Raw genomic sequence first — 24,795 nt, forward strand, 5'->3', positions numbered from 1 at the left:
GCCACCTCGATCACTGGTCGTCATGAACGACCTGCAGCAGGAGTTGGCGGAGCTCCCGCTCGCCGACGTGCTCGCGCCGACCCTGGTCATCGGCAGCAGGTGCGACGGAGACACCGGCTACGAGAACGCGGTCCACGCGCACCAGGCGATACCCGGATCGACGCTCCTCTCCGTCGAGCAGTTCGGGCACCTCATCTGGTGGGGTGATGATCCCGCCGTCACCCGGGACATCCAGCGTCGCATCGAGGCGTTCCTCTCGGATCCCGGCAAGCCGTCCGGCCCCGACGCGGCGAAGGACCGGCTGTCATCGACCCGGCTCGACCGGCTTCTGGTCGTGGGATTCCGTCACGCCCATCGTGGCGTCGAATTCGGCCATGACCAGCGCGACGGTGCTGGCGAATCCGGCGGCCAGTATCAGGAGGAGCGAGGGGATGAACGCGGATGCCGGGGGCACCCAACCGCCGAGGATCCATGGCACGACGACGGCAACCAGGACTGCGGCGTTGGTGAGCCATTCGTTGACCAGTGGGGCCTTGGACAGACCTGATGCGCCCTTCATCAGTATCCGCCGGCCGGTGTCGATGCTCGCCAACACCACGATGATCCCGAGGACGATGAAGGTCAGCGCTCCCCAGATGGGATCGAGGGCGGCGAGGACGAGCGCCACGAGCAACGGGAGCGAGTACGCCGCGAAGACCCATCGCATTCCGGAGCGAAGATACTGATCCGGGGCTACCGAACCAGCCAATCGCCGGTGCAGGCCGGATTCGATGTAGAAGAACACTCCGACGATGAACGTGCCCAACAGCGTGGCGGCGACGCCGGCCAAGCCGAGCAGGAACTCGCCCTCACCGACTCGCATCCGCACCGCCTCCCGATCACCCGCTCTTGCTGGAGCTCCTGACCAAACTAACGCGTGGGCGAGGCGAGGTGACCGGGCGTCGACGCGAACGAGTTGCACCGAGCCCGCGCCACTCAAGCGGTTTCCGCTTCGGTGAGGGGCTGGAACGGGATCGGGCAGTGACTTCCAACCGGTGCTCAGGACGCGCGGTCGACGAGGGCGGCCATCTTGTCGAGGCACTGCTCGAGGCCGCCCTGCGACAGGTCCCGCGCCTCCGTGGTCGTGTACCCGTGCTCGGTCATCTCCAGGCGCGTCGGCCCGTCGGCGGCACCGGCCAACCGCACCTCGTGCTCCCCGCGGTCGGGTACGCCCGCGGCGGGTATCCCGGCCTCCGCGGGGGTGATGGCGTTCCCCTCCGCATCGGCGAAGCGGAAGACGTAGCGCAGGAGGCGAGGGGCATCCAGCTCGACGATGACCCAGGTGCTGTGCTGCTCGAAGCCGCCCCACTCGTCGGGCGCCCGCATGGTCACGAGGATCCGCCCGCCGACTCGCACGTCGGCCTCGGCCCGCGGGCAGGTGAATCCCGTCGGACCCCACCACTCGCGCAGGTCCTCGGGTCGCGTCCACGCATCCCAGACTCGATCGATGGGGGCCTGGAACTCGCGCACGACGTGCACGTCATACGTCGACTCGGCCATGTTCCGTCCCGTCCTCCTTCCGATTCGCCGGCTCGGCCGACGCCCGAGCCTCCTCCTCCTGAGGCGGCTCCGCGACCTCGCCGATCACGTCCTCGAGCGCGTCGGCGAGGTCGGGCGCGTCGGCGTCGGCGTCGGCCTCTGCGTCGGCCAGCGCCTCCTCGATCGACTCCGCGGCCGCGGCCACGTCCTCCGCCTCGACCACCCGATCGGTGCCCACCGCCTGGGCGTGCACGACGAACTCGCTGAGCAGGAACAGGCTCACGTCGTCATCCGTTCGCTCGGTGCCGGCCTTGAAGGGCTTGTCGATGACCGTGAGCAGCCGCAGCAGGTACACGAAGAAGAACCCGAGGAATCCGACGGTGACGAGGGATTCGACCAGACCGCCCATGTCGGTGAACAGCAGCAGGACGAGGATGATCGTCACGAGGCTCGTGACCATCGCCTTGGCCGAGGGGAGGAACTCCTCGCGCTGGATGGTGTACACCCTCAGCACCGCCTTGCGCATCGCGGCCTGCTCGGCACGGAGCCGCACGATATAGTTCGCGGGCACGTCGGACTCCTCCAGCTCCAGCAGGGTCGCCGACAATTCCTCGACCGCTTCCTGGCATTGACGCGTCGTGCCGCTGCTGATGTCGGCCCGCAGTGTGGTCACCACGCTGATGAGGCGGGTGCGCAAGCGCTCGAGGTCGGGCTTGCCCCATACCGTGTGCATCGACTCGCCCTCGCGGAGGAACGCATACAGTGCGGCCGCCACCTCGCCCGGAGCCCGCTCGGCGTCGCGGTAGTCCGACAGCGTACCCGCGACCACGAGGCCCATCACGAACACGCCGCCGGCGACGATGCTGGAGGCGAGCGGGCTCGCCCCGATGCCCTGCACGCCGAGCGCCCAGAGCACAGCTCTCACCGCGACGAGCACCGCGACCACGACGACGGTCTCGATTGCGAGCCGGTAGTTCTTCAGCGCAACCTTCATGGCGCCCCCCACCGCGTCAACCGCGCAGAGGCTGCTTCCCCGCCGAACGGTATCCGATCGCGAAGCAGGCCGCCACTCCCGCGCGGTTCAGGAGCGCCGCTCGGTGAGCTGCACGTGCACGGTGTCGCCGGCCTCCTTGCCGATGACCCGGCGCACCGCGGCCGTGACGGCGAGCTTGTGGCGGCCGTCGCCGAGTGCCATGAACGAGCCGTCGAACGGCACGCCGTCGACCTCGCCGGACACCTTCACGAGTCCGTGGGTGCCGAAGTACTCGGGCGAATCGGGCCAGATCAGGTAGGTCCATCCGCCGGCGGCCGGGCTCTTCTCGAGCACGGCGTCGAACGATGCGTCGATCGGGCCGGCGGCGACGCCCTGCTCGCGCGATGTCGTCATGGTGATCATGATGCCTCCTTCATCGGGCTTCCACCACTGGGTCGGATCCGGGAGCCGGATCTCGACATCGACGGGGGCACGTCGTCTCGGCGGTTGCCCGCCATGCCGAACCGGGGCCTGCCCCGATGGCGGCTCGGCGCACCGCTCCTATGCTGGCCGCACGCGGGCGGCAGCCCGAGGACATGGAGGTGCGTCGACATGGTCGTCGAGCAGGTCGAGCCGACCCGGGGGAACGCGAAGGCGAGGACGCGGCGGTCGGCGGTGGCGTTCGTGCTGGTCGGCGCCGTGTGCGGCATCGCGTGGGGAGCCGCGTTCCGCGCCTACATGTCGGAGATCGTCGGCGGCGCCTCGCGGGTCGACTGGTACGGCACGGTCGTGGCGATCATCGGTGCGGGCGCGATCACGGGAGCGCTCCTCGGGCTCGCCGAGTACTTCCGGCGCACCGGCGGGCACCGCCACTGGCGATGGCTCGCCCTCGCACCGCTCGCGTTCGCGGTGCTGCCGCTCACGATGCCGGGTGCGCTGATCGCGCTCGTGACCCAGGGCCTCGGCGGTGGCGCGGTCGCGGTCGCCCTCACGGCCATCGCCGGCGGGTTCGCGGTGTCGGGCAGGGGCCCGCTCTGGGGACGCATCACGTGCGGCGTCCTCGCACTCGCGGTGATCGGCGGGATCGTCGCGAGCGTCCCGGCCATCGGCGGCATCCGGCTCGCGCTCGACCAGCCCCGCGGCGCGTGGGTCGCGATCCTCGCCGCGTCGTGCCTGGTCGTGCTGTGCCTCGCGAGCTCGATCCCGTTCCGTCGGGTGGAGGACATCGACGCGGCATCCGTCGGGGCCGGCAGTTCCGAAGCGTGAAAGAACCTGCGAACTTTCACCCCTGAAACGGGCGAACCATGGCTCGGATGCCGCGGCGGCACGTACTGTTGTCGACACGTGCAGCAGCGCCGCGGCATGGGACTCCCCGCGCCCGGTTCCGCTGCACTCACGTGTGAGAGGAGGGCCCGTGAGGGTCGGCATCGCGAGAGAGCGACGAGAGGGCGAACGCAGGGTCGCCGCCACGCCCGAGACCGTTCGCCAACTGGTCGGCCTGGGGCTGGAGGTGCTCGTCGAGCACGGCGCCGGCGAGGCGTCCGGACACGCCGACGCGGCGTACGAGGGGGCCGGTGCGGTGATCGAGGAGGTGCTCGAGCTCGGCGACCTCGACGTGCTGCTGCACGTGCGGCCGCTCGACCCCGCGACACCCCCGCGGCTGCGTCGCGGCGCCATCACGATCGGCCTCGCCTCGCCGTCGACCGAGCTGCCGACGGTGCGCGCGCTCGCCGACGCCGGCGTCACCGCGTTCGCGCTCGAGCTCGTGCCGCGCATCTCGCGCGCACAGTCGATGGACGCCCTCACGAGCCAGGCGCTCGTCGCCGGCTACCGCTGCGTGCTCGAGGCCGCGATGCGGCTCCCGCGGTTCTTCCCCCTGTACATGACGGCCGCCGGCACGATCCCGCCCGCGCGGGTGCTCGTCCTCGGCGCGGGCGTCGCCGGGCTGCAGGCGATCGGCACGGCGAAGCGGCTCGGCGCGCGGGTGTCGGCGAACGACGTGCGCGCGGCATCCGCCGACGAGGTGCAGTCGCTCGGCGGCACGTTCATCAACCTCGACCTCGACGCCGCCGATGCGAGCGGCGGCTACGCGAAGGAGCTCGGCGCCGACCGCGCGGCGCGCCAGCGTCAACTGCTCGCGCCGCACGTCGCCGACGCCGACGTGCTCATCACGACGGCCGCGATCCCCGGTCGACCCGCGCCGCTGCTCGTCACGGCCGACATGGTGCGGGCGATGCGTCCCGGCTCCGTGGTCGTCGACCTCGCCGCCGAGTCGGGCGGCAACGTCGAAGGGTCGGTCGCCGGGTCGGACGTCGCGGTGCCGACCGCCGACGGCGGCGGCACGGTCACGGTCGTGGGCATGAAGGATGCCGCGTCGACCATGCCCGCCGACGCCTCGCGTCTCTACGCCAAGAACGTCGCCAACCTCCTCGCGCTCATGACGCACGACGGATCGGTCGAGCCCGACTTCGGCGACGTGGTGGTGATGGACGCGTGCCTCACCCACGACGGCGGGGTGCGGCATCCGGCGACCGCGGAGGCCCTCGCCACCGACGCACAGGAAGGGGCGCGCTGATGGACGGCGTCGCACTGCTCACCATCACCGTGCTCGCGGTGTTCGTGGGCTTCGAGGTGGTCTCGAAGGTCTCGAGCACCCTGCACACCCCGCTCATGTCGGGCGCGAACGCCATCCATGGCATCATCCTCGTCGGTGCGATCATCGTCGCCGGCCAGGCCGCCGACGGGTGGACGCTCGCCATCGCCCTCGTCGCTGTCGTGCTCGCGACCGCCAACCTCGTCGGCGGCTTCGTCGTCACCGACCGCATGCTCGAGATGTTCCGCGGCCGCAAGCCGAAGCCCGCCGAGGCCGCCGCCACCACCGACCCGAAGGAGTCCGGTCGATGACGATCCTCTCCCCCACCTGGACCGCCATCCTCTACCTGATCGCCGCCGTCTGCTTCATCCTCGCCCTGAAGGGACTGAGCTCGCCGAAGACCGCGCGGCGCGGCAACCTCATCGGCGCGGCGGGTGCGCTCGTTGCCGTCGTCACGGTGTTCCTCTCGACGAAGCTCGACAACATCCCGTGGATCCTCGCCGCCATCGCGATCGGCTCGGCCATCGCGGCGCCGGTCGCGCGTCGTGTGCAGATGACGCAGATGCCCCAGCTCGTCGCGCTCTTCAACGGCGTCGGCGGCGGTGCGGCGGCACTCGTGGCACTGCTCGAACTCGGCCACACGGTCGTTCCCGAGGGCACCACCACGGGGCTGTACGAGCTGACGACCGTGAACGCCTGGATCCGCGTCGCGATCGTGTTCACCCTCTTCGTCGGCGCCGTCTCCTTCTCGGGGTCGCTCGTCACCTTCGCGAAGCTGCAGGAACTCATGACGACCCGGCCGGTGGTGTTCCCCGGTCTTCCGGTCCTCATGGGACTCTCCCTCGTGGCGGCGATCGTGGCCTCCGTCTTCGTCGTGATGACGGGCGAGGCCTGGCTCGCGGTCGTGCTGCTGCTGCTCGGCCTCGTCGCGGGCGTCCTGCTCGTGCTGCCGGTGGGCGGTGCCGACGTGCCGATCGTGATCTCGCTGCTCAACGCGTTCACCGGACTCGCGGTCGCGGCGTCGGGCCTCGTGCTCGGCAACGTGCTGCTCGTCGTGGCGGGCACGCTCGTCGGCGCCTCCGGTACGATCCTGACCCGCGCGATGGCGTCCGCCATGGGCCGCAGCGTCTCGGGCATCCTGTTCGGCGCGTTCCGCGGCGGCTCCACGGCGGGGTCCGCCGAGGCATCCGACCGACCGGTGCGCTCGTCGAGCGCCGAGGACGTCGCGGTGCTGCTCGGCTACGCCCAGCGCGTGATCATCGTGCCGGGCTACGGCCTCGCGGTGGCCCAGGGCCAGCACACGGTCGCCGAGCTGCAGGCCGCGCTCGAGGCGCGCGGCACCGAGGTGGTGTTCGCCATCCACCCGGTGGCCGGCCGCATGCCCGGCCACATGAACGTGCTGCTCGCCGAGGCGAACGTGCCGTATGAATCGCTGAAGGAGATGAGCGAGGTCAACGGCGAGTTCAAGCAGGCGGATGTCGCGCTCGTCGTCGGCGCGAACGACGTCGTGAACCCCGCGGCGAAGTCGACACCGGGCTCGCCGATCTACGGCATGCCGATCCTCGAGGTCGAGGATGCGCGCCAAGTGGTGTTCCTGAAGCGCTCGATGCGGCCGGGCTTCGCGGGCATCGAGAACGAGTTGCTCTACGAGCCGCAGACCACGCTGCTCTTCGGCGATGCGAAGGACTCGCTCACCAAGGTGCTCACGGCGGTGAAGGCGCTGTAACCAGGCGAGGGTGTCGGTCGTCGAGTAGCGCCCGGCGAAGCCGGACGCGTATCGAGACGCCTGTTCGGCTGCGTCTCGATACGCGTCGCCTGCGGCGGCGCTACGCGACGGCCGGGCGGGCGGCGAGCACGTCGAGGTAGTGCTGGTTGTACATGACGCCGAGCAGGTTGCCGAACGGGTCGACGACCACCGCGGTCACGAAGCCGGGTCCGCGCTCGATCGGCGGCTGGTACGGCGTCGCGCCGAGCGCGAGGAGACGCTCGTACGATCCGGCCAGGTCGTCGACGTGCCAGAAGACCACCTCGCCGCCGGGCTCGGTCGGGCCTGCCGGCCGGTACTGCGCGTCGATGAGCCCGAGCTCGTCGCCGGTGTCGCCGACGCGGAACTCGGTGTAGCCCGGGCGACGGTAGTACGGCTCGATGCCGAGCACTTCGGCGTACCACCCGGCGGCGGCCTCGAGGTCGGCGGCGTAGTAGCTGACGGTGGCGAATCCCCTGAGCATGGGCGGTTCCTCTCGTGTGACCGGATCATCCGGTTTCGTGTCCTTCGTGCTGCTGATCCCAGTCTCGAACGCAGAAGTGCTCACCTTCTGACCACTTTTGCGAGGAGAATCGGAACATGCGCGCCGACCGCCTCGTGGCCACCCTGCTGACCCTGCAGGCGCGCGGCCGCGTGACCGCGGCGCAGCTCGCCGAGGAGCTCGAGGTCTCGGTCGCGACCGCGCGCCGAGATCTCGAGGCGCTGTCGGCGGCCGGCATCCCCGTCTACCCGCAGGCGGGTCGCGGCGGCGGCTGGCAGCTCCTCGGCGGCGCGCGCACCGACCTGTCGGGGCTCACGGCACCCGAGGCGCGGGCCCTCTTCCTACTCGTGGGGCCTGCGGCATCCGTCGACCCCGACGCCAAGGCCGCGCTGCGCAAGCTGGTGCGTGCGCTGCCCGAGAGCTTCCGCACGGATGCCGCGGCCGCCGCCGCGGCGGTCGTGATCGATCCCGGCGAGTGGGGTCGCGACGCGACAGATCGCCCCGAGCTGCTGTCCGTGCTCGAGGCGGCGGTGGTCGCGCGGCGTCGCGTACGGGTGCGCTACGCCGCGTGGAGCCGCGATCCCGTCGATCGGCTCGTCGACCCGTGGGGCCTGGTGCGCAAGCGCGACCACTGGTATCTCCTCGGGGCGGTCGACGGCGCCGAGCGCACCTACCGCGTCGACCGGATGCTCGAGGCATCCGTGACCGACGAGCCGGCCGAGCGCCCCGACGACCTCGACCTGGCCGAGCTGTGGGAGCGCGTGACGGCGGAGGTGGAGGAGCAGCGGGCGGCCGCCTCGGCGACGGTGATCGTCGACAGCGGGATCGTGCCGCTGCTGCACACGCAGTTCGGCCAGCGCGAGGTGCACGAGGCATCCGTGGATGCGATGCACTCGCGGGTGCGCGTCACGGCGCCGACCGAGCAGCTGCTCGCGCGCGGCCTCGCCGGTTGGGCGGAGTACCTCGAGGTGGAGGAGCCCGCGTCGCTCCGCGCCGAGCTGATGCGGCTCGGTCGCGTGCTGGTGGAGCGCAACGGCGGCTGACACGATCGCGGGAAGCGGCCGTTGGGAGCGGGAATCCGGCCGATTCGGGACGACCCGGCGGCCCACGTAGGATGGATCGGTACCCCCCTCCGATGTGAAAGAGGTCGCCGTGGCCACCGCCCGCGATGCCGCTCCGGAGCGCACCCAGTACTGGGTCGTCCCGGTCGTGCGCGGACTCCTCGCACTCGTGCCGGCGGCCGTGATCACGTTCTCGCAGAACCACGCGCCCGAGCTCGGCCTCGTCGTGTTCGGCGCCTGGGCGATCGTGTCCGGACTCGTCGTCGGTGCGCTGTCGATGCGCCTCGTCGAGGAGCGCGGCATCCGCTCGCTGTTCCTCGTGAACGCCGTCGCGACCACCGCCGCGGGCCTGCTCGCGGTCACGATCCCCGGCGGACTCCCCTACCTGCTCTACCTCGTGAGCGTGTGGGCCGCCGTCACGGGGTTCGTCGAGCTCTACGCGGGACTGCGCGCACGCGGTCGCACCCCGGCGGCGCGCGACTGGATCGCCGCAGGCGCGTTCACGGCCGTGGCCGCGATCGTGTTCCTGCTGCTGCCGCCCGACTCCGTCACGGCGGTCGGCCTGCTCGGCGCGTACTTCGTGATCCTCGGCGTCTACCTCGTCATCGGCGGGTTCTCGTTGAAGTGGGCTGCGGCGCCGGGCGCCGCGGCATCCGGATCGGAGCAGCACTCGTGACCCAGGGTCCCGGCGACTACAAGCCCAGCCGGCGTGACATGCTGCGCCCGGTCGAGTACGTGGGCGGCTCCGCCATCGCCGCGATCTTCACGGGCGTCATCACGCTCGTGGTCACGCGCGACGTCACGCTCGCACTCATCGCGACGGGCGGCGTCTTCATCATCGTGCTCGTCGCGCTCGCCCTGTTCGCGCTCGCCGTCAAGCCCGACGCGTTGGAGTCGGCCGAGCTGCGCGACGACGAGGCGCACCGGCACGAGGGCCACGTCGAGCCGGGCGAGCCGGGTGACCCGCGCGAAGCCGGTGCCGACGGCCCGGGTCCCGACGGACCGCAGGCTCCGCCGCCCGCGCACTGACCGGCCGCTGTCGCGCCGCTTCACCCCGCACGGATGCCGCGGCGCCGCTCCGGCCCCGCACGGATGCCGCGGCTGCGCCACTTCGGCGCCGTCCGCGCCACCCGAAGTGGCGCACACGGCGCGCAAGTGGCGCGTTGAGTCCCCGGTGCGCGTCGCCGCGCAGCGCCTCAAGCGCCGCACCAGCGGGTTACGGACGGACGGGCGGCCTAGAGCCGGTCGACGAGCCCCGCCGCGAGGCCCGTGTAGGTCGCGGGCGTCAGCTCGAGCAGGCGCCGCTTGGCGTCCTCGCCGATCTCGAGGCCCTCGACGAACGCCGCGAGCTCGGCCGCGCCCACGCGCTTGCCGCGGGTGAGCTCCTTGAGCAGCGCATACGGGTCGGCGATGGTTGACCGGCCGGCGACGACCTCGGCGCGGATGACCGTCTGGATCGCCTCGCCGAGCACCTCCCAGTTCACGTCGAGGTCGGCGAGCAGCAGGTCGCGGTCGAGGTCGATCTCGCCGAGGCCGCGCTCGATGTTGTCGAGGGCGAGGAGCGAGTGGCCGAAGCCCACGCCGATGTTGCGCTGGGCGCTCGAGTCGGTGAGGTCGCGCTGCAGGCGGCTCGTGACGAGCGTGGCCGCGAGCGAGTCGAGCACGGCGCTGGAGAGCTCGAGGTTCGCCTCGGCGTTCTCGAAGCGGATCGGGTTCACCTTGTGCGGCATGGTCGACGAGCCCGTCGCGCCCGCCGCGGGGATCTGCCGGAAGTAGCCGAGCGAGATGTACGTCCAGATGTCGGTCGCGAGGTTGTGCAGCACGCGGTTCGCGTGCGAGACCTTCGCGTAGAGCTCGGCCTGCCAGTCGTGCGACTCGATCTGGGTCGTGAGCGGATTCCACGTGAGGCCGAGCGACTCGACGAACTCGTGCGACACGTCGGTCCACGCCACATCGGGTGCCGCGACCACGTGCGCCGAGAACGTGCCGGTCGCGCCCGAGAACTTGCCGAGGTACTCGGTGGCCTCGACCTGCCGGGCGATGCGCTCGAGGCGGTAGGCGAAGACGGCGAGCTCCTTGCCCATGGTGGTGGGCGTCGCGGGCTGCCCGTGCGTGCGCGAGAGCATCGCGGCATCCCGCAGCTCGACCGAGAGCGCGCTCAACGCGTCGATGACGCCGCGGTACTTCGGGAGCCAGACGCGCTCGACGGCGTCGCGCACGGTGATCGCATAGGAGAGGTTGTTGATGTCCTCGCTCGTGCAGGCGAAGTGGGTGAGCTCGGCGATGTCGTCGAGGCCGAGCAGCTCGAGGCGGCGGCGCACGTAGTACTCCACGGCCTTCACGTCGTGGCGCGTGGTCGCCTCGAGCGACGCGAGCTCGTCGATGTCGACCTGGCCGAACTCGGTGACGACCGAGCGCAGCTGCGCCTTCTGCTCGGCCGACAGCGGCGACGAGCCGAAGAACCCGCGGTCGGTCTGCGCGATGAGCCACTCGACCTCGACGTGCACGCGGGCGCGGTTGAGGCCGGCCTCCGACAGGTACTCGCCGAGCGCTTCGACTGCGGCGCGGTACCGTCCGTCGAGCGGGCTGAGCGGCTGGGGAGGCAGCGATGTCATCGGTTTCCTTGTCTGAGTGCGGGGGCGAGTTGCCGGAAGAGCGCCGACGTCGACCGCTCTATCATCCCAAGAACCCGATCGAAGGTCGCATCGTCGGAGTAATAGGGGTCGGGCACGTCCTGCAGCGGCGCGAGATCGGGGTCGAACTCGAGCAGGAGCCGCACCTTGTCGAGGTCGACCGACGACGGGGCCTGGTTGCGCAGGATACGGGCCTGGCCGCGGTCGAACGCGACCACGAGGTCGAGCGCGGGGAAGTCCGCCGCGTCGAACTGCCGCGCACGGTGGTGGGTGCCGTCGTAGCCGCGGCGCTCGAGGGCATCGATGGTGCGCTGGTCGGCCTGCTCGCCGACATGCCAGTCCCCCGTCGCGGCCGACTCGATGGCGATGCGATCGCCGAGCCCCGCGCGTTCGGCGAGGGAGCGCAGCACGACCTCCGCCATCGGCGAGCGGCAGATGTTGCCGGTGCACACGAAGGACACTCGGAAGGGCTGCGCGGCGTCCCCCGCGGGCTCCGCTCGCGTCATGCCTCCCATTCTGGACGAGATCGGGAACGCCGCACAGAGGCAGATGGCGCCTGCGCTACGCTGGGCGATCCGCACCGGGAAAGGGGTCGACATGACGGACGCCCCTGCGCCCGACTTCCACGTCGACGAGGCGCTCGCGGCACGGCTCGTGGCCGACCAGCACCCCGACCTCGCGGGCGAGGTGCGCCTCGTGGCGAACGGCTGGGACAACGCGATGTTCCGGCTCGGCGACCGACTGGCGGTGCGGATGCCGCGGCGTCGCGAGGCGGTCGGGCTCATGTGGAACGAGCAGCGCTGGCTCCCCCGGCTGGCCCCCCGCCTGCCGGTCGCGGTGCCCGCGCCCGTGCGGAACGGACGCCCCGCCCCCGACCTCGGCTACGGCGTGCCGTGGAGCATCGTCCCGTGGTTCGACGGCGCGAGCGGGCTCGCGTTCGACGCCGAGACGCGCGGTGCCGCGGTGGACGGCCTCGCCGCGTTCGTCGCGGAGCTCGGCGCGATCCCGGCGCCGGTGGATGCCCCGGCCAACGCGTACCGCGGCGTCCCGCTCGCGCACCGCGACGGCGACGTGCGGGCTCGGCTGGCCCGGGGACGGATCACGGATGCCGCACGGCTCGCCCGCGTGTGGGATCGGGCGCTCGCGGCATCCGCCTGGTCGGGCCCACCGGTGTGGCTGCACGGCGACCTGCACCCGCACAACCTGCTGCTCGCTCCGTCGGGCGGGCTCGTCGCGGTGGTGGACTTCGGCGACATCACCGCGGGCGACCCGGCGACCGACCTCGCGACGGCGTGGCTCACGTTCGACGTCCGCGCCCGCCGCGTGTTCCGCGCCGAGCTCGAGGCGCGCCGTGGCGTCGACGAGGCGACGTGGGACCGCGCCCGCGGCTGGGCGCTCGTGATCGCGAGCGCGGTCGTCGACCGCACCGGCCCGGCGGGCTCGTTCGGGCGCGTGGCGTCGTACGTGCTCGAGCAGGTGCAGCTCGACTGAGCGCCGTTCGGCGGGCGAGCCTGCGCCGGGTCACCCGGGTCGGTCCGGGCCTGTCCTCCACATCCGGTGGCGGGCGCGCGGTGCGTACGGATGCCGCGCCCGCTGCTCGCGGCGACCAGCAGCGCTGCGAGGCTCACGCCATGGACGACGACCCGCTCATCGCCGCACTCACCGGCCGCGCCGTGAGCGCGGACCAGGTCGAGGGTGCACGACGGCACCTCCTCATGCTGCGCTCACTGCTCGACGAGGTGCGCAGCACGTGGCCGGCGCTGCTCCCCGAGCCGCCGCGAACCTGGCGTTCCGCCGCGGCCGATGCCTACGCCGTGCGGCTCGACGACCTGCGGGTCCGGCTCGCGGGGGCCGCCGGTGCGCTCGCCGAGGCCGAGGCCACGCTCGAGGTGCGCATCCGGCGCCTGGAGCAGCAGCTCGACGCGCAGGCGGAGGCGACGGCGGGGTTGCGGTGAGTGCGGCGCCGACCGGCCCCGACGACGATGCGAGCGGGCTGGTCGTGTCGGGCGGCGGCACGGTCGCCGTCGCGGTCGACGAGCTGTTCGTCGCGGCCGCGACGCTCGGCGCGGTGGCACCCGTCGTCGAGGACTGGCTCGCCCGAGCGGGCGTGCTGCGACGCGGGCTCGACCTCCTCGAGGTCGACGAACCGATCGCGGCCGTCGACGCGGCGACGCCGGCCTGGCACGCCGGCGTCGGGTGCGTCCGACTCGAGCAGTCCCGCGACCTGGCGCTCACGTTGCGGTCGTCGCTGCTCGACGCGGCGGAGCGGTACGGCGTCACCGAGCGGCTCGTCGACGGGCTCTGGCAGCTCGGTGCGGCGGTGGCGGCGCCCTGGCTCGGCCTGCACGCGCCGGTGCTCGTCGTCGGCGCGCTCCTCGCCGCTGGCGGGCAGTGGGCAGGATCCGCGATCTGGCGCGGGGCCGGATGGGGACCGACGCCGCTCGCGGCCTGGCTCGACGAGCACCGCGACCTCCTCTCCGACCCGGCGTTCGTCCGGCTGGTGCGCCTGGCCGCCGACCACGCCGACGAGGCGTTCTCCGCCGCGCTGCACCTCCCCGTGCCGGGCGGACTCGGGGCGGTGATCGGCGCACCCGAGAGCGGGTCGATGGTGCTGGCCGCAACCGGGCTGCTCGGTATCGTCGGCAACCGGGTGCTGGTCGACGGCCCGGTGCGGGTGACGCGCGTCGAGGCGGGGGCCCGCGGATCCCCTGCCGATCGAGCCGGCGTGGATGCTGCACCCGCCGGGCACCCCGCTGAGGCGGCCGCTCGCCAGGGCGACGTCGTCGCGCCGCCCGTCGGCATCGGCGACCTCGCCGACCGAGTACCGTCGGGCGACGATGCGCCGCAGATCCGGATCGAACGGTACGGCACGGCGGCGGATCCACGGTGGATCGTGTACGTCGGTGGCACCGCCGACTTCGGGCTGGTGACCGGCGCCGAGCCCGCCGACATGACGAGCAATACGCACGGTGTCGCCGACGACGCGAAGCTCGATCGGCTGCGATTCACGGGTGCCGACACGGCGGCGGGCGAGCGGGCGGTGCGGGCGGCGCTCGACGAGGCGGGTGCGCAGCACGGCGAACCGCTGCTCGCGGTCGGCTACTCGGGAGGGGGCATCATTGCGGCGAAGCTCGCCGCCGATCCCGAACTCGGCGCCGTCGGCGCGGTGAACCTCGGCGGACCGGTGGCGAGCGCCCCGACGCGCGAGGGCGTCGGGCTGCTCTCCCTCGAGCACGAGGAGGACCTCGTTCCCGCCACCGGCGGCGCGGGGCATCCGTCACCCGATCGCGTCACCGTCACGCGCAGCGTGCTCGACCCCGATCGCGAGTATGCGTCGGCGGTCCCGGCGCACGAACTCGGCCGCTACCGTCAGACGGCGGCCCTCGTCGACGAATCCGGCGAGGAGCGGCTGGTCGAGTTCCGGGCGCTGGTCGACGAGGTCACCGGCGGAACCGCCGGCCTGCGCAGCGACTGGGTCGCGACCCGCGAGGTCAGTCCTTCGACGGGCGCACGATGAGCCCGATCAGCCAACTGATGAGGCCGAGCACCAGGGCGCCGAGCACGCCCCACCAGAAGCCGTCGATCACGAGCCCGAATCCCATCAGGCTGCTGATCCACGCCACCAGCAGCAGCAGAAGTCCGTTGACGATGAACGAGATGAGGCCCAGCGTGAGCACGTACAGCGGGAACGCGACGATCCTCACGAACGTGCCGACGATGGCGTTCACGAGGCCGAAGATGAGCGCGATGAGCAGGTACGTGAGCACCGTTGCGAGGGTCGTGTCCTCGTACGGCACCACCCGGATTCCCGTGACGATGAAGGTGGTCAGCCAGAGCGCGAAGGCGACGACAATGACCTTGACGATGAACCGCATGGGTCCCACTCTGGCAGACGGTGCCCCGCGATCGAAGGGGTACGGTGGAACGCGTGACCGCAACGGAGCCAATCCCGACACGCGTGCGCCTCCGCCCCGAGATCGCCGCCCTCCCCGCATACCGACAGGGGCGCCCGGCGCCGGCCGACGGCTACAAGCTGTCGAGCAACGAGAACCCCTTCCCGCCGCTTCCCGGTGTCGCCGCGGCGGTGGCGGCCACCGCGAACGAGATCAACCGCTATCCCGACGCGACCGCACTCGCCCTGCGCGAGAAGCTCGCCGAGCGGTTCGGCGTCTCGGTCGACGAGGTCATCGTGGGGGCAGGCTCGGTGTCGCTGCTCTCCCAGTTCATCGCGGCGGCCGCAGGGCCCGGCGACGAGGTCGTCTACGCCTGGCGTTCGTTCGAGGCGTATCCGGGGCTCGTCACCGTCTCGGGTGCGACGAGCGTGCAGGTGTCGAACCGCGACGACCACGGTCACGACCTCGATGCGATGGCCGACGCCGTCACCGAGCGCACCCGCGTCGCGATCGTCTGCTCCCCCAACAACCCGACGGGCATGATCGTCACCGCCGACGAGTTCGAGGCGTTCATGGCCCGGGTTCCCGACGACGTGCTCGTGCTGCTCGACGAGGCCTACATCGAGTTCGTGCGCACGGAGCCGACCGGGCCGGGGGCATCCGTCGACGGCCGCCGCATGCTCGACCGGTACTCCAACCTCGTCATCCTCCGCACCTTCTCGAAGGCCTACGGCCTCGCCGGCCTGCGGGTCGGCTATGCGATCGGCCCCGTGCCGATCCTCGACGCCGCGCGGTCGACGGCGATCCCGCTCAGCGTGACCGCGGCCGCCGCCGCCGCGGCGCTGGCCTCGCTGGAGCCCGAGGCCGAGCGCGAGCTGCTGGCCCGCGTCGAGACGATCGCCGGGCGCCGCGAGGCCCTGCGCGCGGCGCTGCTCGAGCAGGGATGGCCGGTTCCCGAGGCGCACGGCAACTTCGTGTGGCTGCCCACGGGCGACCGCACGGTGGAGGTCGCGGAGCGGCTCTTCGACGCCGGACTCGTCACGCGGGCCTTCCCGCCCGAGGGTATCCGCATCTCGGTCGGTGAGCCCGAGTCTGTCGAAACCCTCCTCCGGATCCTCGGCGAGCTTGTACCGGCCTCACAAGAAGGGCACCCGGCCTAGCGGGTAGCGTGGAACGGTGGCAGCCCGCGAGAGAGCCTTCACCGCGCCGACGGTCCAGCTCCTGACCCCCACCGGAGAACTCCGTCCCACCCCCGAGGCGGAGGCCTACCTGCCCCTCGTCGAGGCGCTTCCCGACGACCTGCTCGAGCGGTTCTACCGCGACATGCTCGTCTCGCGCCGCATCGACGTCGCGGGTGCGAACCTGCAGCGGCAGGGCCAGCTCGCGCTCTGGGTGCCGAGCCACGGCCAGGAGGCCGCGCAGGTCGGCTCGGCGCACGCGGCCCGCCCGCAGGACCACATCTTCCCCTCGTACCGCGAGCACATCGTCGGCATGATCCGGGGGCTCGACCCCGTGAACATCCTGTCGCTGCTGCGCGGAGCGACCCTCGGCGGGTGGAACCCCGCCGAGAACGGCAACTTCCACCTCTACACGCTCGTGCTCGCGTCGCAGACGCTGCACGCCACGGGCTACGCGATGGGCGTGCAGTTCGACGGACTCTCGGGCACGGGCGACCCCGAGACCGACACCGCCGTGCTCGTCTACTACGGCGACGGGTCGACCTCGCAGGGCGACGCCAGCGAAGCGCTCGTGTTCGCCTCGAGCTACCAGACGCCGCAGGTGTTCTTCATCCAGAACAACCAGTGGGCGATCTCGGTCCCCGTCTCGCGCCAGTCCCGCAGCCCGCTCTCGCTGCGCGGCGGCGGCTTCGGCATGCCGGGCGTGCGCATCGACGGCAACGACGTGCTCATCAGCTACGCGGTCACCCGCCAGTCGCTCGAGGAGGCGCGCGCCGGCGAGGGACCGAGCCTCATCGAGGCCGAGACCTACCGCATGGGCGCGCACACCACGGCCGACGACCCGACGAAGTACCGCACCGACGCCGAGGTGGCCTACTGGGCCGAACGCGATCCGATCACGCGGTACCGCGCGTGGCTCGAGGGCCGCGGGGCATCCGCCGCGTTCTTCGACGACGCCGACACCGAGGCAGCGGATGCCGCGGCCGACGTCCGTCGACGCGCGCTCGACCTGCCCGCGCCCACGCGCGAGAAGATCTTCGCCCACGTCTACAGCGAGCCGCATCCGCTCATGGACGAGGAACTGGCCTGGCTCGAGTCCTACGAGTCGGGCTTCGAGGGAGGCGCGGCATGAGCGCGCGTACCGAGGAGGAGCGCGCCGTGGCCGACGCGATCGACGAGCAGACCGACGTGGCATCCGCCGAGGCGCAGGCGGCGACCGACGGCGCCTCGGTCTCGACGACCGAGGCAGCCGAGACGACCGAACATGCCGAGAGCGGCATGCGCGGCATCCAGACCCTCTCGATGGCCAAGGCCATCACCGCGGGCCTGCGCGAGGCCCTGCGCGGCGACGACAGGGTGCTGCTCATGGGCGAGGACATCGGTCCGCTCGGCGGCGTGTTCCGTGTGACCGAGGGCCTGCAGGCGGAGTTCGGCGACAAGCGCGTGCTCGACACGCCGCTCGCGGAGTCGGGCATCGTCGGCACCGCGATCGGCCTCGCGATGCGCGGCTACCGCCCGGTGTGCGAGATCCAGTTCGACGGGTTCATCTTCCCCGCCTTCGACCAGATCACGACCCAGCTCGCACGCCAGACCGTGCGCCACGACGGCTCGATCTCCATGCCCGTCGTGATCCGGGTGCCCTACGGCGGCCACATCGGCTCGATCGAGCACCACCAGGAGAGCCCCGAGGCGTACTTCGCCCACACGCCCGGCCTGCGCGTGGTCAGCCCGTCGAGCCCGCACGACGCGTACTGGATGATCCAGGAGGCCGTCGCCTCGAACGACCCCGTGCTGTTCTTCGAGCCCAAGAGCCGCTACTGGCCCAAGGGACCGGTCGACCTCGACCACTCGGGCATGCCGCTGCACGCGAGCCGGGTCATCCGCCAGGGCACCGACATCACCGTGGTGGGCCACGGCGCGATGATCTCGACGCTCCTGCAGGCCGCCGACATCGCCGCGGGAGAGGGCACGAGCATCGAGGTCGTCGACCTCCGCTCCCTCTCCCCCATCGACTACGGGCCGCTGCTCGATTCGGTGCAGCGCACCGGCCGGCTGGTCGTGGCGCAGGAGGCGTACGGCTTCGTGAGCGTCGGCTCCGAGATCGCCGCGACCGTCGCCGAGCGGGCGTTCTACTCGCTCGAGGCCCCGGTGCTGCGCGTCTCGGCCTTCGACACCCCGTTCCCGCCCGCTGCGCTCGAGTCCGAGTACCTGCCGAGCCCCGACCGGGTGCTCGAGGCCGTCGACCGCGCCCTGGCGTACTGACCCGCGGCTCCGGCTGCGACCCGAGAGAGGCGTGAGATGAGCGAGATCCGATTCCCGTTGCCCGATGTCGGCGAGGGACTCACCGAGGCCGAGATCGTGCAGTGGCGCGTCGCGCCCGGCGACCGCATCGTCCTCGACCAGGTCTTCGTCGAGATCGAGACGGCGAAGTCGCTCGTGGAGCTGCCGAGCGCGTTCGAGGGCGTCGTCTCCGAGCTGCTCGTCGACGAGGGCCACACGGTCGACGTCGGCACGCCGATCCTCGTGATCCAGACGGATGCCCCCGACGCGGATGCCGCGGCGCCTGCACCGGCGACCGCGGCGCCGACGACGCCCGCCGTGCCCGCTCCCCGGTCGGGCACCGTCGCCTCGCACGCGCCCGCGGCGTCGGAGGGCGGCGGCGCGGTGCTCGTGGGCCACGGCTCGTCGGGCCCTGCGGCGACGCGCCGCAAGCGGCATCCGATCCCCGGCGGCGCGCACGAACGCCTCGCGACGCGGGCCGAGCCCGAGGTCCCGGCACCCGCCCCCGCTGCCGGCGGCGACACGGACGCGGCTGCGACCGCGACGACGGCCGTGCGGCCCGAGTCGCGCGTGCCCGTGATCGCGAAGCCGCCGATCCGCAAGCTCGCGAAGGACCTCGGCGTCGACCTCTCGCGCGTCGCGGCGACCGGCGCGATGGGCGAGATCACGCGCGACGACGTGATCCGCGAGGCGAGCCAGGCGAGCGTGTTCCGCAACATCCAGACGCCCGAGCTGCCCACCGACCGCGAGACGCGAGTGCCCGTGAAGGGCGTGCGCAAGGCCATCGCCAACGCGATGGTACAGAGCGCATACTCCGCGCCGCATGTGAGCGTCTTCGTCGACGTCGACGCCTCGCGCACCATGGAGTACGTCAAGCGCCTGAAGGCGTCGCCCGACTACGCCGGCGTGCGGGTGTCGCCGCTGCTCATCATGGCGAAGGCCATGATCTGGGCGGTGCGCCGCAACCCGACGGTCAACGCGCAGTGGACGGACGACGAGATCATCGTCAAGCACTTCGTCAATCTCGGCGTCGCCGCCGCGACCCCGCGTGGCCTCCTGGTGCCCAACGTCAAGGAGGCGCAGGGCATGACCATGGTCGAGCTCGCGACGGCGCTCGAGCAGCTCACGCTGACGGCGCGCGAGGGCAAGACCCAACCGGCCGAGATGCAGGGCGGCACGATCACCGTCACGAACATCGGCGTCTTCGGCATGGACACGGGCACGCCGATCCTCAACCCCGGCGAAGTCGCCATCGTGGCCCTGGGCACCATCAAGCAGAAGCCGTGGGTCGTCGACGGCGAGGTGCGCCCGCGCTACGTCACCACGATCGGCGCATCGTTCGACCACCGCGTCGTCGACGGCGATGTGGCGAGCCGGTTCCTCGCCGATGTCGCGTCGATCATCGAGGAGCCTGCGCTCCTGCTCGAGTGACCGGCGCGCGGCCGACCCTCTGACCGACAGACGGTCAGAGCCGCGCCTCGTACGTGATCACGTCGCCGAGGCGGCCGGACTCGACGAGGCCGGCCCGCTCGAGGGCACGGCGCGCGGGCAGGTTGCCGATCTCGGCCTCGGCCCGCACTGCGGCGGCGCCCGCGGAGCGGGCGAGACCGAGCACCTCGAGCACGGTGTCGACCGCGAGCCCCTGGCCGCGCACGGCGGGGACGAGCCCGAAGGCGAACTCCACCACGCCGTCGGCGTCGGGCGGCCCGAAGAGGTTCACTCCCCCGATGGCCAGGCCGTCGAGCTGGCGACGTACGAGATAGGGACCGAAGGGGGCGGGGTCGCCTGTCTCGCGCACCGCACGCACGTATTCGCTCAGGAGTTCGGGCTCATCGGTGAAGGCATAGCCGCCCTCCCAGCCATCGTGCGGGTCGACCTCGCCGGACAGCACACGCTGGGCATCGGCGACGGTGAACGGGTGCAACGTGAGGGGCGTCGTCGTCAGGTCCACGTGCTTCATGCTCGCACGTCGGTGCGACACTCGCCGAAACGCTCCACAACCACGGCATGAACGATGACGCGGAATGACGTCGACGACGAGGGCGTTCCCTGCATGCATGACCGAGGGCCTCACCGGCACGCCCACCCACGCGCCAGATGGTTTTGACAATCATTATCAATAAGCGATACCGTCGATCCATGACCTCGAGCAATCCCTCCGTGCGCCGCCGTATCGTCACCGCGACGGGGGTCGGCGGCGCGCTGGCGGCGGGCGTGCTGGCGCTCGCCTCGTGCGCGAGCCCCGGGGCATCCGGCACGGCGGGGGAGCGGGGCCCGTCGATCGTGGCGACGACCACCCAGGTCGGCGACTTCACCCGCGAGCTCGTCGGCGACACGGCCGACGTCACCCAACTGCTCGCGCCCGCCCAGAGCGCCCACGGCTTCGACCCGTCGGCCGCCCAGCTGCTCGCGCTCGCCGACGCCGACGCGCTCGTGGTCAACGGTGCGGGCCTCGAGAGCTGGCTCGATGACGCCGTGAGCGCCTCGGGCTTCGACGGCGTGCTCATCGACGCGAGCACCGGCATCGAGCTCTACGGCACCGACGACCACGACCACGACGACGACGCGGATGCCGCGGCCGACGACGACTCCGCGGCATCCGACGACGGGGCCGACGACACCGGCACCGACGACGCCGACGCCGACGTCGACGCCGACGCGCACGACGACGACCACGCGGCGTCCGACGACCACGACGGACACGAGCACGGCGACGGCAACCCGCACATCTGGACCGACCCCGAGCTCGCCGAGCACATGGTGCACAACATCGCGCACGGGCTCGAGACCGTGCCGGGCATCGACGCGGGCGTCGTCACCGCGAACGAGGACGCCTACCTTGCCCAGCTCGACGCGCTCGACGCCTGGATCGAGGAGAACGTCGACACGGTCCCCGAGGCGCAGCGCCTGCTCGTGACGAACCACGACGCCTTCACGTACTTCATCGATGCGTACGACCTCACCTTCGTGGGCAGCGTCATCCCGAGCTTCGACGACAACGCCGAGCCGAGCGCGGCCGAGATCGACGACCTCGTCGCGAAGATCCGCGCGACCGGCGTGCAGGCGGTCTTCTCCGAGGCGTCGATCTCGCCGAAGGCGGCCGCGACGATCGCGTCCGAGGCGGGCGTGACCGTCTACTCGGGCGACGACGCCCTCTACGGCGACTCGCTCGGCGTCGAGGGGTCGCCCGGCGAGACCTACGTCGGCAGCCAGGTGCACAACGCGACCCTCATCCTCGAGTCGTGGGGCGTGACGCCTTCCCCGCTCCCCGCCGTGCTGCAAGGATGACCGCATGACCGACTCCTCCGTGCTGCGGCTCGAGCATGCCGCCTTCACGCATCCGGGTGGAGGCGGCGTCGCCGACCTCGAGCTCGAGATCGCGCCGGGTGAGGCGGTGGCGCTCATCGGGCCGAACGGCGCGGGCAAGTCGACGCTGCTGAAGGGCATCCTCGGCCTGGTGCCACTCACGGCCGGCCGCATGGCCGTGGGCCAGGGCTCGTCGGATGCCGCGACGTCGGGTCGTGACGGAGTGCATGCCCGCAACGGCATGATCGGCTTCCTCCCCCAGTCGGCCGACCTCGACCCCGACTTCCCGATCAGCCTCGAGCAGGTCGTGATGCAGGGTCGGTACCGCCGCATGGGCCTGCTGCGCTGGCCCGGGCGCGCCGATCGCGCCGCGGTGCGCCGAGCGCTCGAGACCGTCGGACTGGCCGAGCTGGCGAAGCGCCGGTTCGGCGAGCTGTCCGGCGGGCAGCGCCAGCGCGGCCTCCTGGCCCGCGCGCTCGCCTCCGAGCCCGCGCTCCTGCTGCTCGACGAGCCGTTCAACGGCCTCGACCAGCAGAACCGCGACGCGCTCATCGCCACGCTGCACGCGCTGAAGGCGCAGGGCGTGGCCGTGCTCGTCTCGACGCACGACCTCGAGCTCGCGAAGCTCGTCTGCGACTCGGTGGTGCTCGTGAACGGCACGCAGCTCGCCTTCGGCCCTGTCGACGACGTGCTGACCCTGGGCAACGTGCAGGAATGCTTCGAGGGCGTCGAGGTCGAGATCGACGAGCACACGTTGGTCGTTCCCGGTCACGAGGGGCATTGATGCCGCACACGGCATGCACCGTGCCGGCGTGCACGCATCCAGGCCGGGGGAGTGGCCGATGAGCCTGCTCGACGCCCTGTTCGGCGCGTTCGCGGTGCCGTTCATGGCCCGCGCACTGCTCGTCATGCTCGTGCTCGCCGTCGTCGCGGGCGTCGTCGGCGTGCTCGTCAACCTGCGCGGCCTCGAGTTCATCAGCGACGGCCTCACGCACGCGGTCTTCCCCGGTCTCGCGATCGGGCTGGCCGTCGGCGGCACGGCAGGGCTGCTCCCCGGCGCCGCGATCGCCGCGCTGGCGGCCGCGGTCGCGCTCACCTGGCTCGACCGGGCCGGCGTCACGTCCGACGCGGCGATCGCGGTGGTGCTCACGGCGACCTTCAGCGTCGGCGTGATCGTGGTGTCACGCAGCGACGACTACGCGGGCGAGCTCGAGGCGCTGCTGTTCGGGCGCGTCCTCACGATCCCGCCGGCCGAGGTGCTGCCGCTCGTCGTCGTGTGTGCGGTCGCGCTCCTCGCCGTGGGCCTCACGCTGAAGCAGCAGCTGTTCCGCGCCTTCGACGCGGGCGGCAGCCGTGCTGCCGGCAACTCCGCCTTCGTGCTCGACCTCGTGCTGAACGGCGCCGTCGCGCTCGTGGTGGTGGCCGCGGCGAGCACGGTCGGCACGCTCCTCGTGCTCGCGCTGCTCATCGTGCCGGGCGCGGTCGCGCGGCTCGCGTCGCGGCGGCTGTGGCTGCTGTTCCCCGCCGCGGCGGTGTTCGCGGGTCTCTGCGCATGGTTCGGGCTCGCGGTCGGGTTCTGGGGATCCGTCGGCTGGGGCGTCGACCTGCCCGCCGGCAGCACCATCGTCGCGACCTTCGTCGCGGGGTACGCACTCGTGCTGCTGGTGGCCTGGGCGGCCGGCCGCACGCGCAGCATCGCGCCGCGGCCCGACGATGAGCGGCCGCTCGACGACGCCCGCGAGGCACGCGCGGCCGTGGCGGGGGAGGGGCGCTGATGGGCTACTTCGAGCGCGCCCTGGTCGCCGCGATCGTGATCGGCGCGGGCGCGGGCTTCGTCGGCGCCCTCGTGGTGCTCCGCCGCCGCACGTTCTTCGCGCAGGCCCTGACCCATGGCACGTACCCGGGCGCGGTCGCGGCGGCGGCGCTCGGCGTGAGCGTGCCGCTCGGGGCGGCCGCGGCATCCGTCGTGCTCGTGGCCGTGATGGCGGGCATCGCCCGCGTGCGACGGCAGGGCGCGCAGGTCGCCGCGGGCATCGTGCTCACGGGCGGCTTCGCGATCGGCGCGATCCTGCAGGCGGTGATCCCCGGGCTGCCCGTGCGGGCGGAGTCGCTGCTCGTGGGCTCGATCCTCACGGTGACCGACGCCGACATCGTGCTCGCGGCATCCGTGGCCCTCATCGCGGTCGTGCTCGTCGCGATGTTCGGCAAGGAGATCGCCTTCTCGACGTTCGACCCGGCGGGCTTCCGCGCTGCCGGATACCGCGAGTGGCCGATCGAGCTGCTCGTGCTCGCGCTCATCGCCGCGACGGTCGTGAGCGCGCTGCCGGCGGTCGGGGCGATCCTCGCGATCGCGCTCATCGCCGCGCCCGCCGCCGCCGCCCGCCTGGTCGTGCCGACGTATCGGGCGATCCTGTGGACCGCACCGCTCATCGGCGCGGCATCCGGCGTCATCGGGGTGCTCGCGTCGCGGGCGCTCGCCGTCGCGGCCGGTCCGAGCATCGTGCTCGCGGCCACCGCCTTCTTCGCGCTCGCGCTGGGTATCTCCAAGCTGCGCGGACTACCGTTGAACCGAGTCGCCATCCCCGTGGAGACCGCAGAGGACGCACGCATCGCATGAAACGCAACACCTGGCAGCGCGAAGCCGTTCGCGAGGCGCTCGACGAGACCGAGGGCTTCATCAGCGCGCAGGCGCTCCACTCGACGCTGCACGCCAGCGGATCTCCGATCGGGCTCGCAACGGTCTACCGGGCGCTCGGCGACCTCGCCGCCAATGGTGAAGCCGACTCGCTGCAGTCGCCGGAGGGCGAGGCGCTCTACCGCGCGTGCAGCACGACCGGCCACCACCATCACCTGATCTGCCGCAACTGCGGGCTCACGGTCGAGATCGCGGCCGACGAGGTGGAGTCGTGGGCCAAGCGCGTCGCGGCCGAGCACGGGTTCACGGGCGCCGCCCACGTCGTCGACGTGTTCGGGCTGTGCGCGAACTGCACGAAGGCGCTCGGCGCCGACGTGCGCTGAGGCCACCCCTCGCGGACGCAACCGTCGCGCCGCAGGCCACGCCTGCCGTCACCCGAAATGAGTGATGTCCTTCGGCAGCCATGCGGCGTAGTGTCG

28 protein-coding genes and 1 pseudogene are annotated in these 24,795 nt (G+C 72.1%); 20 read left to right on the forward strand and 9 right to left on the reverse strand.

Features of this window, described 5'->3' with window-relative positions:
* Positions 1 to 22: 22 nt before the first annotated feature.
* Positions 23 to 262 (forward strand): annotated as a pseudogene (locus ACWEOH_RS08405) (alpha/beta hydrolase); the annotation flags it as partial.
* 42 nt (positions 263 to 304) lie between these two features.
* Here the strand turns inward: ACWEOH_RS08405 and ACWEOH_RS08410 are convergent.
* The 4 genes from ACWEOH_RS08410 to ACWEOH_RS08425 form a co-directional block, all read right to left on the reverse strand.
* Positions 305 to 862, reverse strand: a complete 558-nt coding sequence (locus ACWEOH_RS08410; RefSeq protein WP_352175365.1) for a hypothetical protein — start codon at positions 860 to 862, stop codon at positions 305 to 307.
* A 176-nt stretch (positions 863 to 1,038) separates the two neighbouring features.
* Complete coding sequence (locus ACWEOH_RS08415) at positions 1,039 to 1,539, reverse strand: SRPBCC family protein (RefSeq protein WP_452029950.1); 501 nt, start codon at positions 1,537 to 1,539, stop codon at positions 1,039 to 1,041.
* The gene (locus ACWEOH_RS08420) at positions 1,520 to 2,512 is read right to left on the reverse strand and encodes a hypothetical protein (protein WP_452029952.1); all 993 of its coding nucleotides are present in this window, start codon (positions 2,510 to 2,512) and stop codon (positions 1,520 to 1,522) included. The genes ACWEOH_RS08415 and ACWEOH_RS08420 overlap by 20 nt, the downstream gene beginning before the upstream one ends.
* An 87-nt stretch (positions 2,513 to 2,599) precedes the next feature.
* Entirely contained in the window at positions 2,600 to 2,914 is a 315-nt protein-coding gene (locus tag ACWEOH_RS08425) for a DUF1905 domain-containing protein (protein ID WP_452029954.1), read from the reverse strand.
* A 189-nt stretch (positions 2,915 to 3,103) separates the two neighbouring features.
* On the opposite strand from ACWEOH_RS08425, the gene ACWEOH_RS08430 reads away from it, so the two are divergent.
* From ACWEOH_RS08430 to ACWEOH_RS08445, 4 genes are all read left to right on the forward strand, one after another.
* Positions 3,104 to 3,757, forward strand: a complete 654-nt coding sequence (locus ACWEOH_RS08430) for a hypothetical protein (protein WP_452029955.1) — start codon at positions 3,104 to 3,106, stop codon at positions 3,755 to 3,757.
* Between the two features lie 148 nt (positions 3,758 to 3,905).
* On the forward strand, positions 3,906 to 5,066 hold the full coding sequence (locus tag ACWEOH_RS08435; protein ID WP_452029957.1) for a Re/Si-specific NAD(P)(+) transhydrogenase subunit alpha: 1,161 nt from the start codon (positions 3,906 to 3,908) through the stop codon (positions 5,064 to 5,066).
* Positions 5,066 to 5,395, forward strand: a complete 330-nt coding sequence (locus tag ACWEOH_RS08440; RefSeq protein WP_452029959.1) for an NAD(P) transhydrogenase subunit alpha — start codon at positions 5,066 to 5,068, stop codon at positions 5,393 to 5,395. Before ACWEOH_RS08435 ends, ACWEOH_RS08440 begins: the two co-directional genes overlap by 1 nt.
* Positions 5,392 to 6,810: an NAD(P)(+) transhydrogenase (Re/Si-specific) subunit beta gene (locus ACWEOH_RS08445; RefSeq protein ID WP_452029961.1), complete on the forward strand. Its 1,419-nt coding sequence runs from the start codon at positions 5,392 to 5,394 to the stop codon at positions 6,808 to 6,810. The genes ACWEOH_RS08440 and ACWEOH_RS08445 overlap by 4 nt, the downstream gene beginning before the upstream one ends.
* Positions 6,811 to 6,910: 100 nt before the next feature.
* On the opposite strand, the gene ACWEOH_RS08450 is transcribed toward ACWEOH_RS08445, so the two are convergent.
* Positions 6,911 to 7,312, reverse strand: a complete 402-nt coding sequence (locus ACWEOH_RS08450) for a VOC family protein (protein WP_452029963.1) — start codon at positions 7,310 to 7,312, stop codon at positions 6,911 to 6,913.
* Positions 7,313 to 7,428: 116 nt separating this feature from the next.
* On the opposite strand from ACWEOH_RS08450, the gene ACWEOH_RS08455 reads away from it, so the two are divergent.
* From ACWEOH_RS08455 to ACWEOH_RS08465, 3 genes are all read left to right on the forward strand, one after another.
* The gene (locus tag ACWEOH_RS08455) at positions 7,429 to 8,373 is read left to right on the forward strand and encodes a helix-turn-helix transcriptional regulator (RefSeq protein ID WP_452029965.1); all 945 of its coding nucleotides are present in this window, start codon (positions 7,429 to 7,431) and stop codon (positions 8,371 to 8,373) included.
* A gap of 109 nt (positions 8,374 to 8,482) precedes the next feature.
* Positions 8,483 to 9,067 (forward strand): DUF308 domain-containing protein, encoded by a 585-nt coding sequence (locus ACWEOH_RS08460; RefSeq protein WP_452029967.1) that lies wholly within the window; start codon positions 8,483 to 8,485, stop codon positions 9,065 to 9,067.
* Positions 9,064 to 9,420 (forward strand): hypothetical protein, encoded by a 357-nt coding sequence (locus ACWEOH_RS08465; protein WP_452029969.1) that lies wholly within the window; start codon positions 9,064 to 9,066, stop codon positions 9,418 to 9,420. Before ACWEOH_RS08460 ends, ACWEOH_RS08465 begins: the two co-directional genes overlap by 4 nt.
* Positions 9,421 to 9,626: 206 nt before the next feature.
* Here the strand turns inward: ACWEOH_RS08465 and purB are convergent, their stop codons facing one another.
* Both purB and ACWEOH_RS08475 read right to left on the reverse strand, forming a co-directional pair.
* Complete coding sequence (purB, locus tag ACWEOH_RS08470) at positions 9,627 to 11,006, reverse strand: adenylosuccinate lyase (protein ID WP_452029971.1); 1,380 nt, start codon at positions 11,004 to 11,006, stop codon at positions 9,627 to 9,629.
* Positions 11,003 to 11,530, reverse strand: coding sequence for a low molecular weight protein-tyrosine-phosphatase (locus ACWEOH_RS08475; RefSeq protein WP_452029973.1), 528 nt, complete (start codon positions 11,528 to 11,530; stop codon positions 11,003 to 11,005). The genes purB and ACWEOH_RS08475 overlap by 4 nt, the downstream gene beginning before the upstream one ends.
* 91 nt (positions 11,531 to 11,621) lie before the next feature.
* Here ACWEOH_RS08475 and ACWEOH_RS08480 point away from each other — a divergent pair, with 91 nt between their 5' ends.
* From ACWEOH_RS08480 to ACWEOH_RS08490, 3 genes are all read left to right on the forward strand, one after another.
* On the forward strand, positions 11,622 to 12,515 hold the full coding sequence (locus ACWEOH_RS08480) for an aminoglycoside phosphotransferase family protein (RefSeq protein WP_452029975.1): 894 nt from the start codon (positions 11,622 to 11,624) through the stop codon (positions 12,513 to 12,515).
* Between the two features lie 140 nt (positions 12,516 to 12,655).
* Positions 12,656 to 12,979, forward strand: coding sequence for a hypothetical protein (locus ACWEOH_RS08485; protein WP_452029977.1), 324 nt, complete (start codon positions 12,656 to 12,658; stop codon positions 12,977 to 12,979).
* Entirely contained in the window at positions 12,976 to 14,541 is a 1,566-nt protein-coding gene (locus tag ACWEOH_RS08490; protein ID WP_452029979.1) for a hypothetical protein, read from the forward strand. The genes ACWEOH_RS08485 and ACWEOH_RS08490 overlap by 4 nt, the downstream gene beginning before the upstream one ends.
* Here the strand turns inward: ACWEOH_RS08490 and ACWEOH_RS08495 are convergent.
* The gene (locus ACWEOH_RS08495) at positions 14,516 to 14,899 is read right to left on the reverse strand and encodes a phage holin family protein (RefSeq protein ID WP_452029981.1); all 384 of its coding nucleotides are present in this window, start codon (positions 14,897 to 14,899) and stop codon (positions 14,516 to 14,518) included. The two genes, ACWEOH_RS08490 and ACWEOH_RS08495, sit on opposite strands and share 26 nt — an antisense overlap.
* A gap of 53 nt (positions 14,900 to 14,952) precedes the next feature.
* Between ACWEOH_RS08495 and ACWEOH_RS08500 the strand changes: the two genes are divergently transcribed.
* The 4 genes from ACWEOH_RS08500 to ACWEOH_RS08515 all read left to right on the forward strand — a co-directional run bounded on the left by ACWEOH_RS08500 (position 14,953) and on the right by ACWEOH_RS08515 (position 19,806).
* Positions 14,953 to 16,077, forward strand: a complete 1,125-nt coding sequence (locus ACWEOH_RS08500; protein WP_452029983.1) for a histidinol-phosphate transaminase — start codon at positions 14,953 to 14,955, stop codon at positions 16,075 to 16,077.
* Between the two features lie 16 nt (positions 16,078 to 16,093).
* Positions 16,094 to 17,227, forward strand: a complete 1,134-nt coding sequence (locus ACWEOH_RS08505; protein WP_452029985.1) for a thiamine pyrophosphate-dependent enzyme — start codon at positions 16,094 to 16,096, stop codon at positions 17,225 to 17,227.
* Positions 17,228 to 17,373: 146 nt separating this feature from the next.
* Positions 17,374 to 18,357 carry an alpha-ketoacid dehydrogenase subunit beta gene (locus tag ACWEOH_RS08510; RefSeq protein ID WP_452031887.1) on the forward strand — a complete coding sequence of 328 codons (984 nt, stop codon included), beginning with the start codon at positions 17,374 to 17,376 and terminating at the stop codon, positions 18,355 to 18,357.
* Positions 18,358 to 18,393: 36 nt separating this feature from the next.
* Complete coding sequence (locus ACWEOH_RS08515; RefSeq protein WP_452029987.1) at positions 18,394 to 19,806, forward strand: dihydrolipoamide acetyltransferase family protein; 1,413 nt, start codon at positions 18,394 to 18,396, stop codon at positions 19,804 to 19,806.
* 34 nt (positions 19,807 to 19,840) lie between these two features.
* On the opposite strand, the gene ACWEOH_RS08520 is transcribed toward ACWEOH_RS08515, so the two are convergent.
* Positions 19,841 to 20,326, reverse strand: coding sequence for a GNAT family N-acetyltransferase (locus ACWEOH_RS08520; protein ID WP_452029989.1), 486 nt, complete (start codon positions 20,324 to 20,326; stop codon positions 19,841 to 19,843).
* Between the two features lie 188 nt (positions 20,327 to 20,514).
* Here ACWEOH_RS08520 and ACWEOH_RS08525 point away from each other — a divergent pair, with 188 nt between their 5' ends.
* Genes ACWEOH_RS08525 through ACWEOH_RS08545 form a run of 5 tightly spaced genes read left to right on the forward strand, consistent with a single transcriptional unit; the run spans position 20,515 to position 24,699 of the window.
* The gene (locus ACWEOH_RS08525) at positions 20,515 to 21,663 is read left to right on the forward strand and encodes a metal ABC transporter substrate-binding protein (protein ID WP_452029991.1); all 1,149 of its coding nucleotides are present in this window, start codon (positions 20,515 to 20,517) and stop codon (positions 21,661 to 21,663) included.
* Between the two features lie 4 nt (positions 21,664 to 21,667).
* Positions 21,668 to 22,465, forward strand: a complete 798-nt coding sequence (locus ACWEOH_RS08530) for a metal ABC transporter ATP-binding protein (RefSeq protein WP_452029993.1) — start codon at positions 21,668 to 21,670, stop codon at positions 22,463 to 22,465.
* A 58-nt stretch (positions 22,466 to 22,523) separates the two neighbouring features.
* Positions 22,524 to 23,456, forward strand: coding sequence for a metal ABC transporter permease (locus ACWEOH_RS08535; protein WP_452029995.1), 933 nt, complete (start codon positions 22,524 to 22,526; stop codon positions 23,454 to 23,456).
* A complete protein-coding gene (locus ACWEOH_RS08540; RefSeq protein WP_452029997.1) occupies positions 23,456 to 24,298 on the forward strand; it encodes a metal ABC transporter permease in 843 nt (280 codons plus the stop codon). The genes ACWEOH_RS08535 and ACWEOH_RS08540 overlap by 1 nt, the downstream gene beginning before the upstream one ends.
* Positions 24,295 to 24,699, forward strand: coding sequence for a Fur family transcriptional regulator (locus ACWEOH_RS08545; protein ID WP_452029999.1), 405 nt, complete (start codon positions 24,295 to 24,297; stop codon positions 24,697 to 24,699). Before ACWEOH_RS08540 ends, ACWEOH_RS08545 begins: the two co-directional genes overlap by 4 nt.
* The last annotated feature ends 96 nt before the right edge of the window (positions 24,700 to 24,795 follow it).

The organism is Agromyces sp. NPDC004153 (genome assembly GCF_053603635.1).

What these genes read in the sequence shown, in the direction of transcription:
- ACWEOH_RS08410 (WP_352175365.1), bottom strand. Translation starts at nt 862, where the DNA reads ATGCGAGTCGGTGAGGGCGAGTTCCTGCTCGGCTTGGCCGGCGTCGCC.
- ACWEOH_RS08430 (WP_452029955.1), top strand. Translation starts at nt 3,104, where the DNA reads ATGGTCGTCGAGCAGGTCGAGCCGACCCGGGGGAACGCGAAGGCGAGG.
- ACWEOH_RS08420 (WP_452029952.1), bottom strand. Translation starts at nt 2,512, where the DNA reads ATGAAGGTTGCGCTGAAGAACTACCGGCTCGCAATCGAGACCGTCGTC.
- ACWEOH_RS08480 (WP_452029975.1), top strand. Translation starts at nt 11,622, where the DNA reads ATGACGGACGCCCCTGCGCCCGACTTCCACGTCGACGAGGCGCTCGCG.
- ACWEOH_RS08530 (WP_452029993.1), top strand. Translation starts at nt 21,668, where the DNA reads ATGACCGACTCCTCCGTGCTGCGGCTCGAGCATGCCGCCTTCACGCAT.
- ACWEOH_RS08450 (WP_452029963.1), bottom strand. Translation starts at nt 7,312, where the DNA reads ATGCTCAGGGGATTCGCCACCGTCAGCTACTACGCCGCCGACCTCGAG.
- ACWEOH_RS08415 (WP_452029950.1), bottom strand. Translation starts at nt 1,539, where the DNA reads ATGGCCGAGTCGACGTATGACGTGCACGTCGTGCGCGAGTTCCAGGCC.
- ACWEOH_RS08525 (WP_452029991.1), top strand. Translation starts at nt 20,515, where the DNA reads ATGACCTCGAGCAATCCCTCCGTGCGCCGCCGTATCGTCACCGCGACG.
- ACWEOH_RS08495 (WP_452029981.1), bottom strand. Translation starts at nt 14,899, where the DNA reads ATGCGGTTCATCGTCAAGGTCATTGTCGTCGCCTTCGCGCTCTGGCTG.
- ACWEOH_RS08510 (WP_452031887.1), top strand. Translation starts at nt 17,374, where the DNA reads ATGCGCGGCATCCAGACCCTCTCGATGGCCAAGGCCATCACCGCGGGC.
- ACWEOH_RS08545 (WP_452029999.1), top strand. Translation starts at nt 24,295, where the DNA reads ATGAAACGCAACACCTGGCAGCGCGAAGCCGTTCGCGAGGCGCTCGAC.
- ACWEOH_RS08440 (WP_452029959.1), top strand. Translation starts at nt 5,066, where the DNA reads ATGGACGGCGTCGCACTGCTCACCATCACCGTGCTCGCGGTGTTCGTG.
- ACWEOH_RS08445 (WP_452029961.1), top strand. Translation starts at nt 5,392, where the DNA reads ATGACGATCCTCTCCCCCACCTGGACCGCCATCCTCTACCTGATCGCC.
- ACWEOH_RS08425 (WP_452029954.1), bottom strand. Translation starts at nt 2,914, where the DNA reads ATGATCACCATGACGACATCGCGCGAGCAGGGCGTCGCCGCCGGCCCG.
- ACWEOH_RS08535 (WP_452029995.1), top strand. Translation starts at nt 22,524, where the DNA reads ATGAGCCTGCTCGACGCCCTGTTCGGCGCGTTCGCGGTGCCGTTCATG.
- purB (WP_452029971.1), bottom strand. Translation starts at nt 11,006, where the DNA reads ATGACATCGCTGCCTCCCCAGCCGCTCAGCCCGCTCGACGGACGGTAC.
- ACWEOH_RS08540 (WP_452029997.1), top strand. Translation starts at nt 23,456, where the DNA reads ATGGGCTACTTCGAGCGCGCCCTGGTCGCCGCGATCGTGATCGGCGCG.
- ACWEOH_RS08455 (WP_452029965.1), top strand. Translation starts at nt 7,429, where the DNA reads ATGCGCGCCGACCGCCTCGTGGCCACCCTGCTGACCCTGCAGGCGCGC.
- ACWEOH_RS08515 (WP_452029987.1), top strand. Translation starts at nt 18,394, where the DNA reads ATGAGCGAGATCCGATTCCCGTTGCCCGATGTCGGCGAGGGACTCACC.
- ACWEOH_RS08475 (WP_452029973.1), bottom strand. Translation starts at nt 11,530, where the DNA reads ATGACGCGAGCGGAGCCCGCGGGGGACGCCGCGCAGCCCTTCCGAGTG.
- ACWEOH_RS08485 (WP_452029977.1), top strand. Translation starts at nt 12,656, where the DNA reads ATGGACGACGACCCGCTCATCGCCGCACTCACCGGCCGCGCCGTGAGC.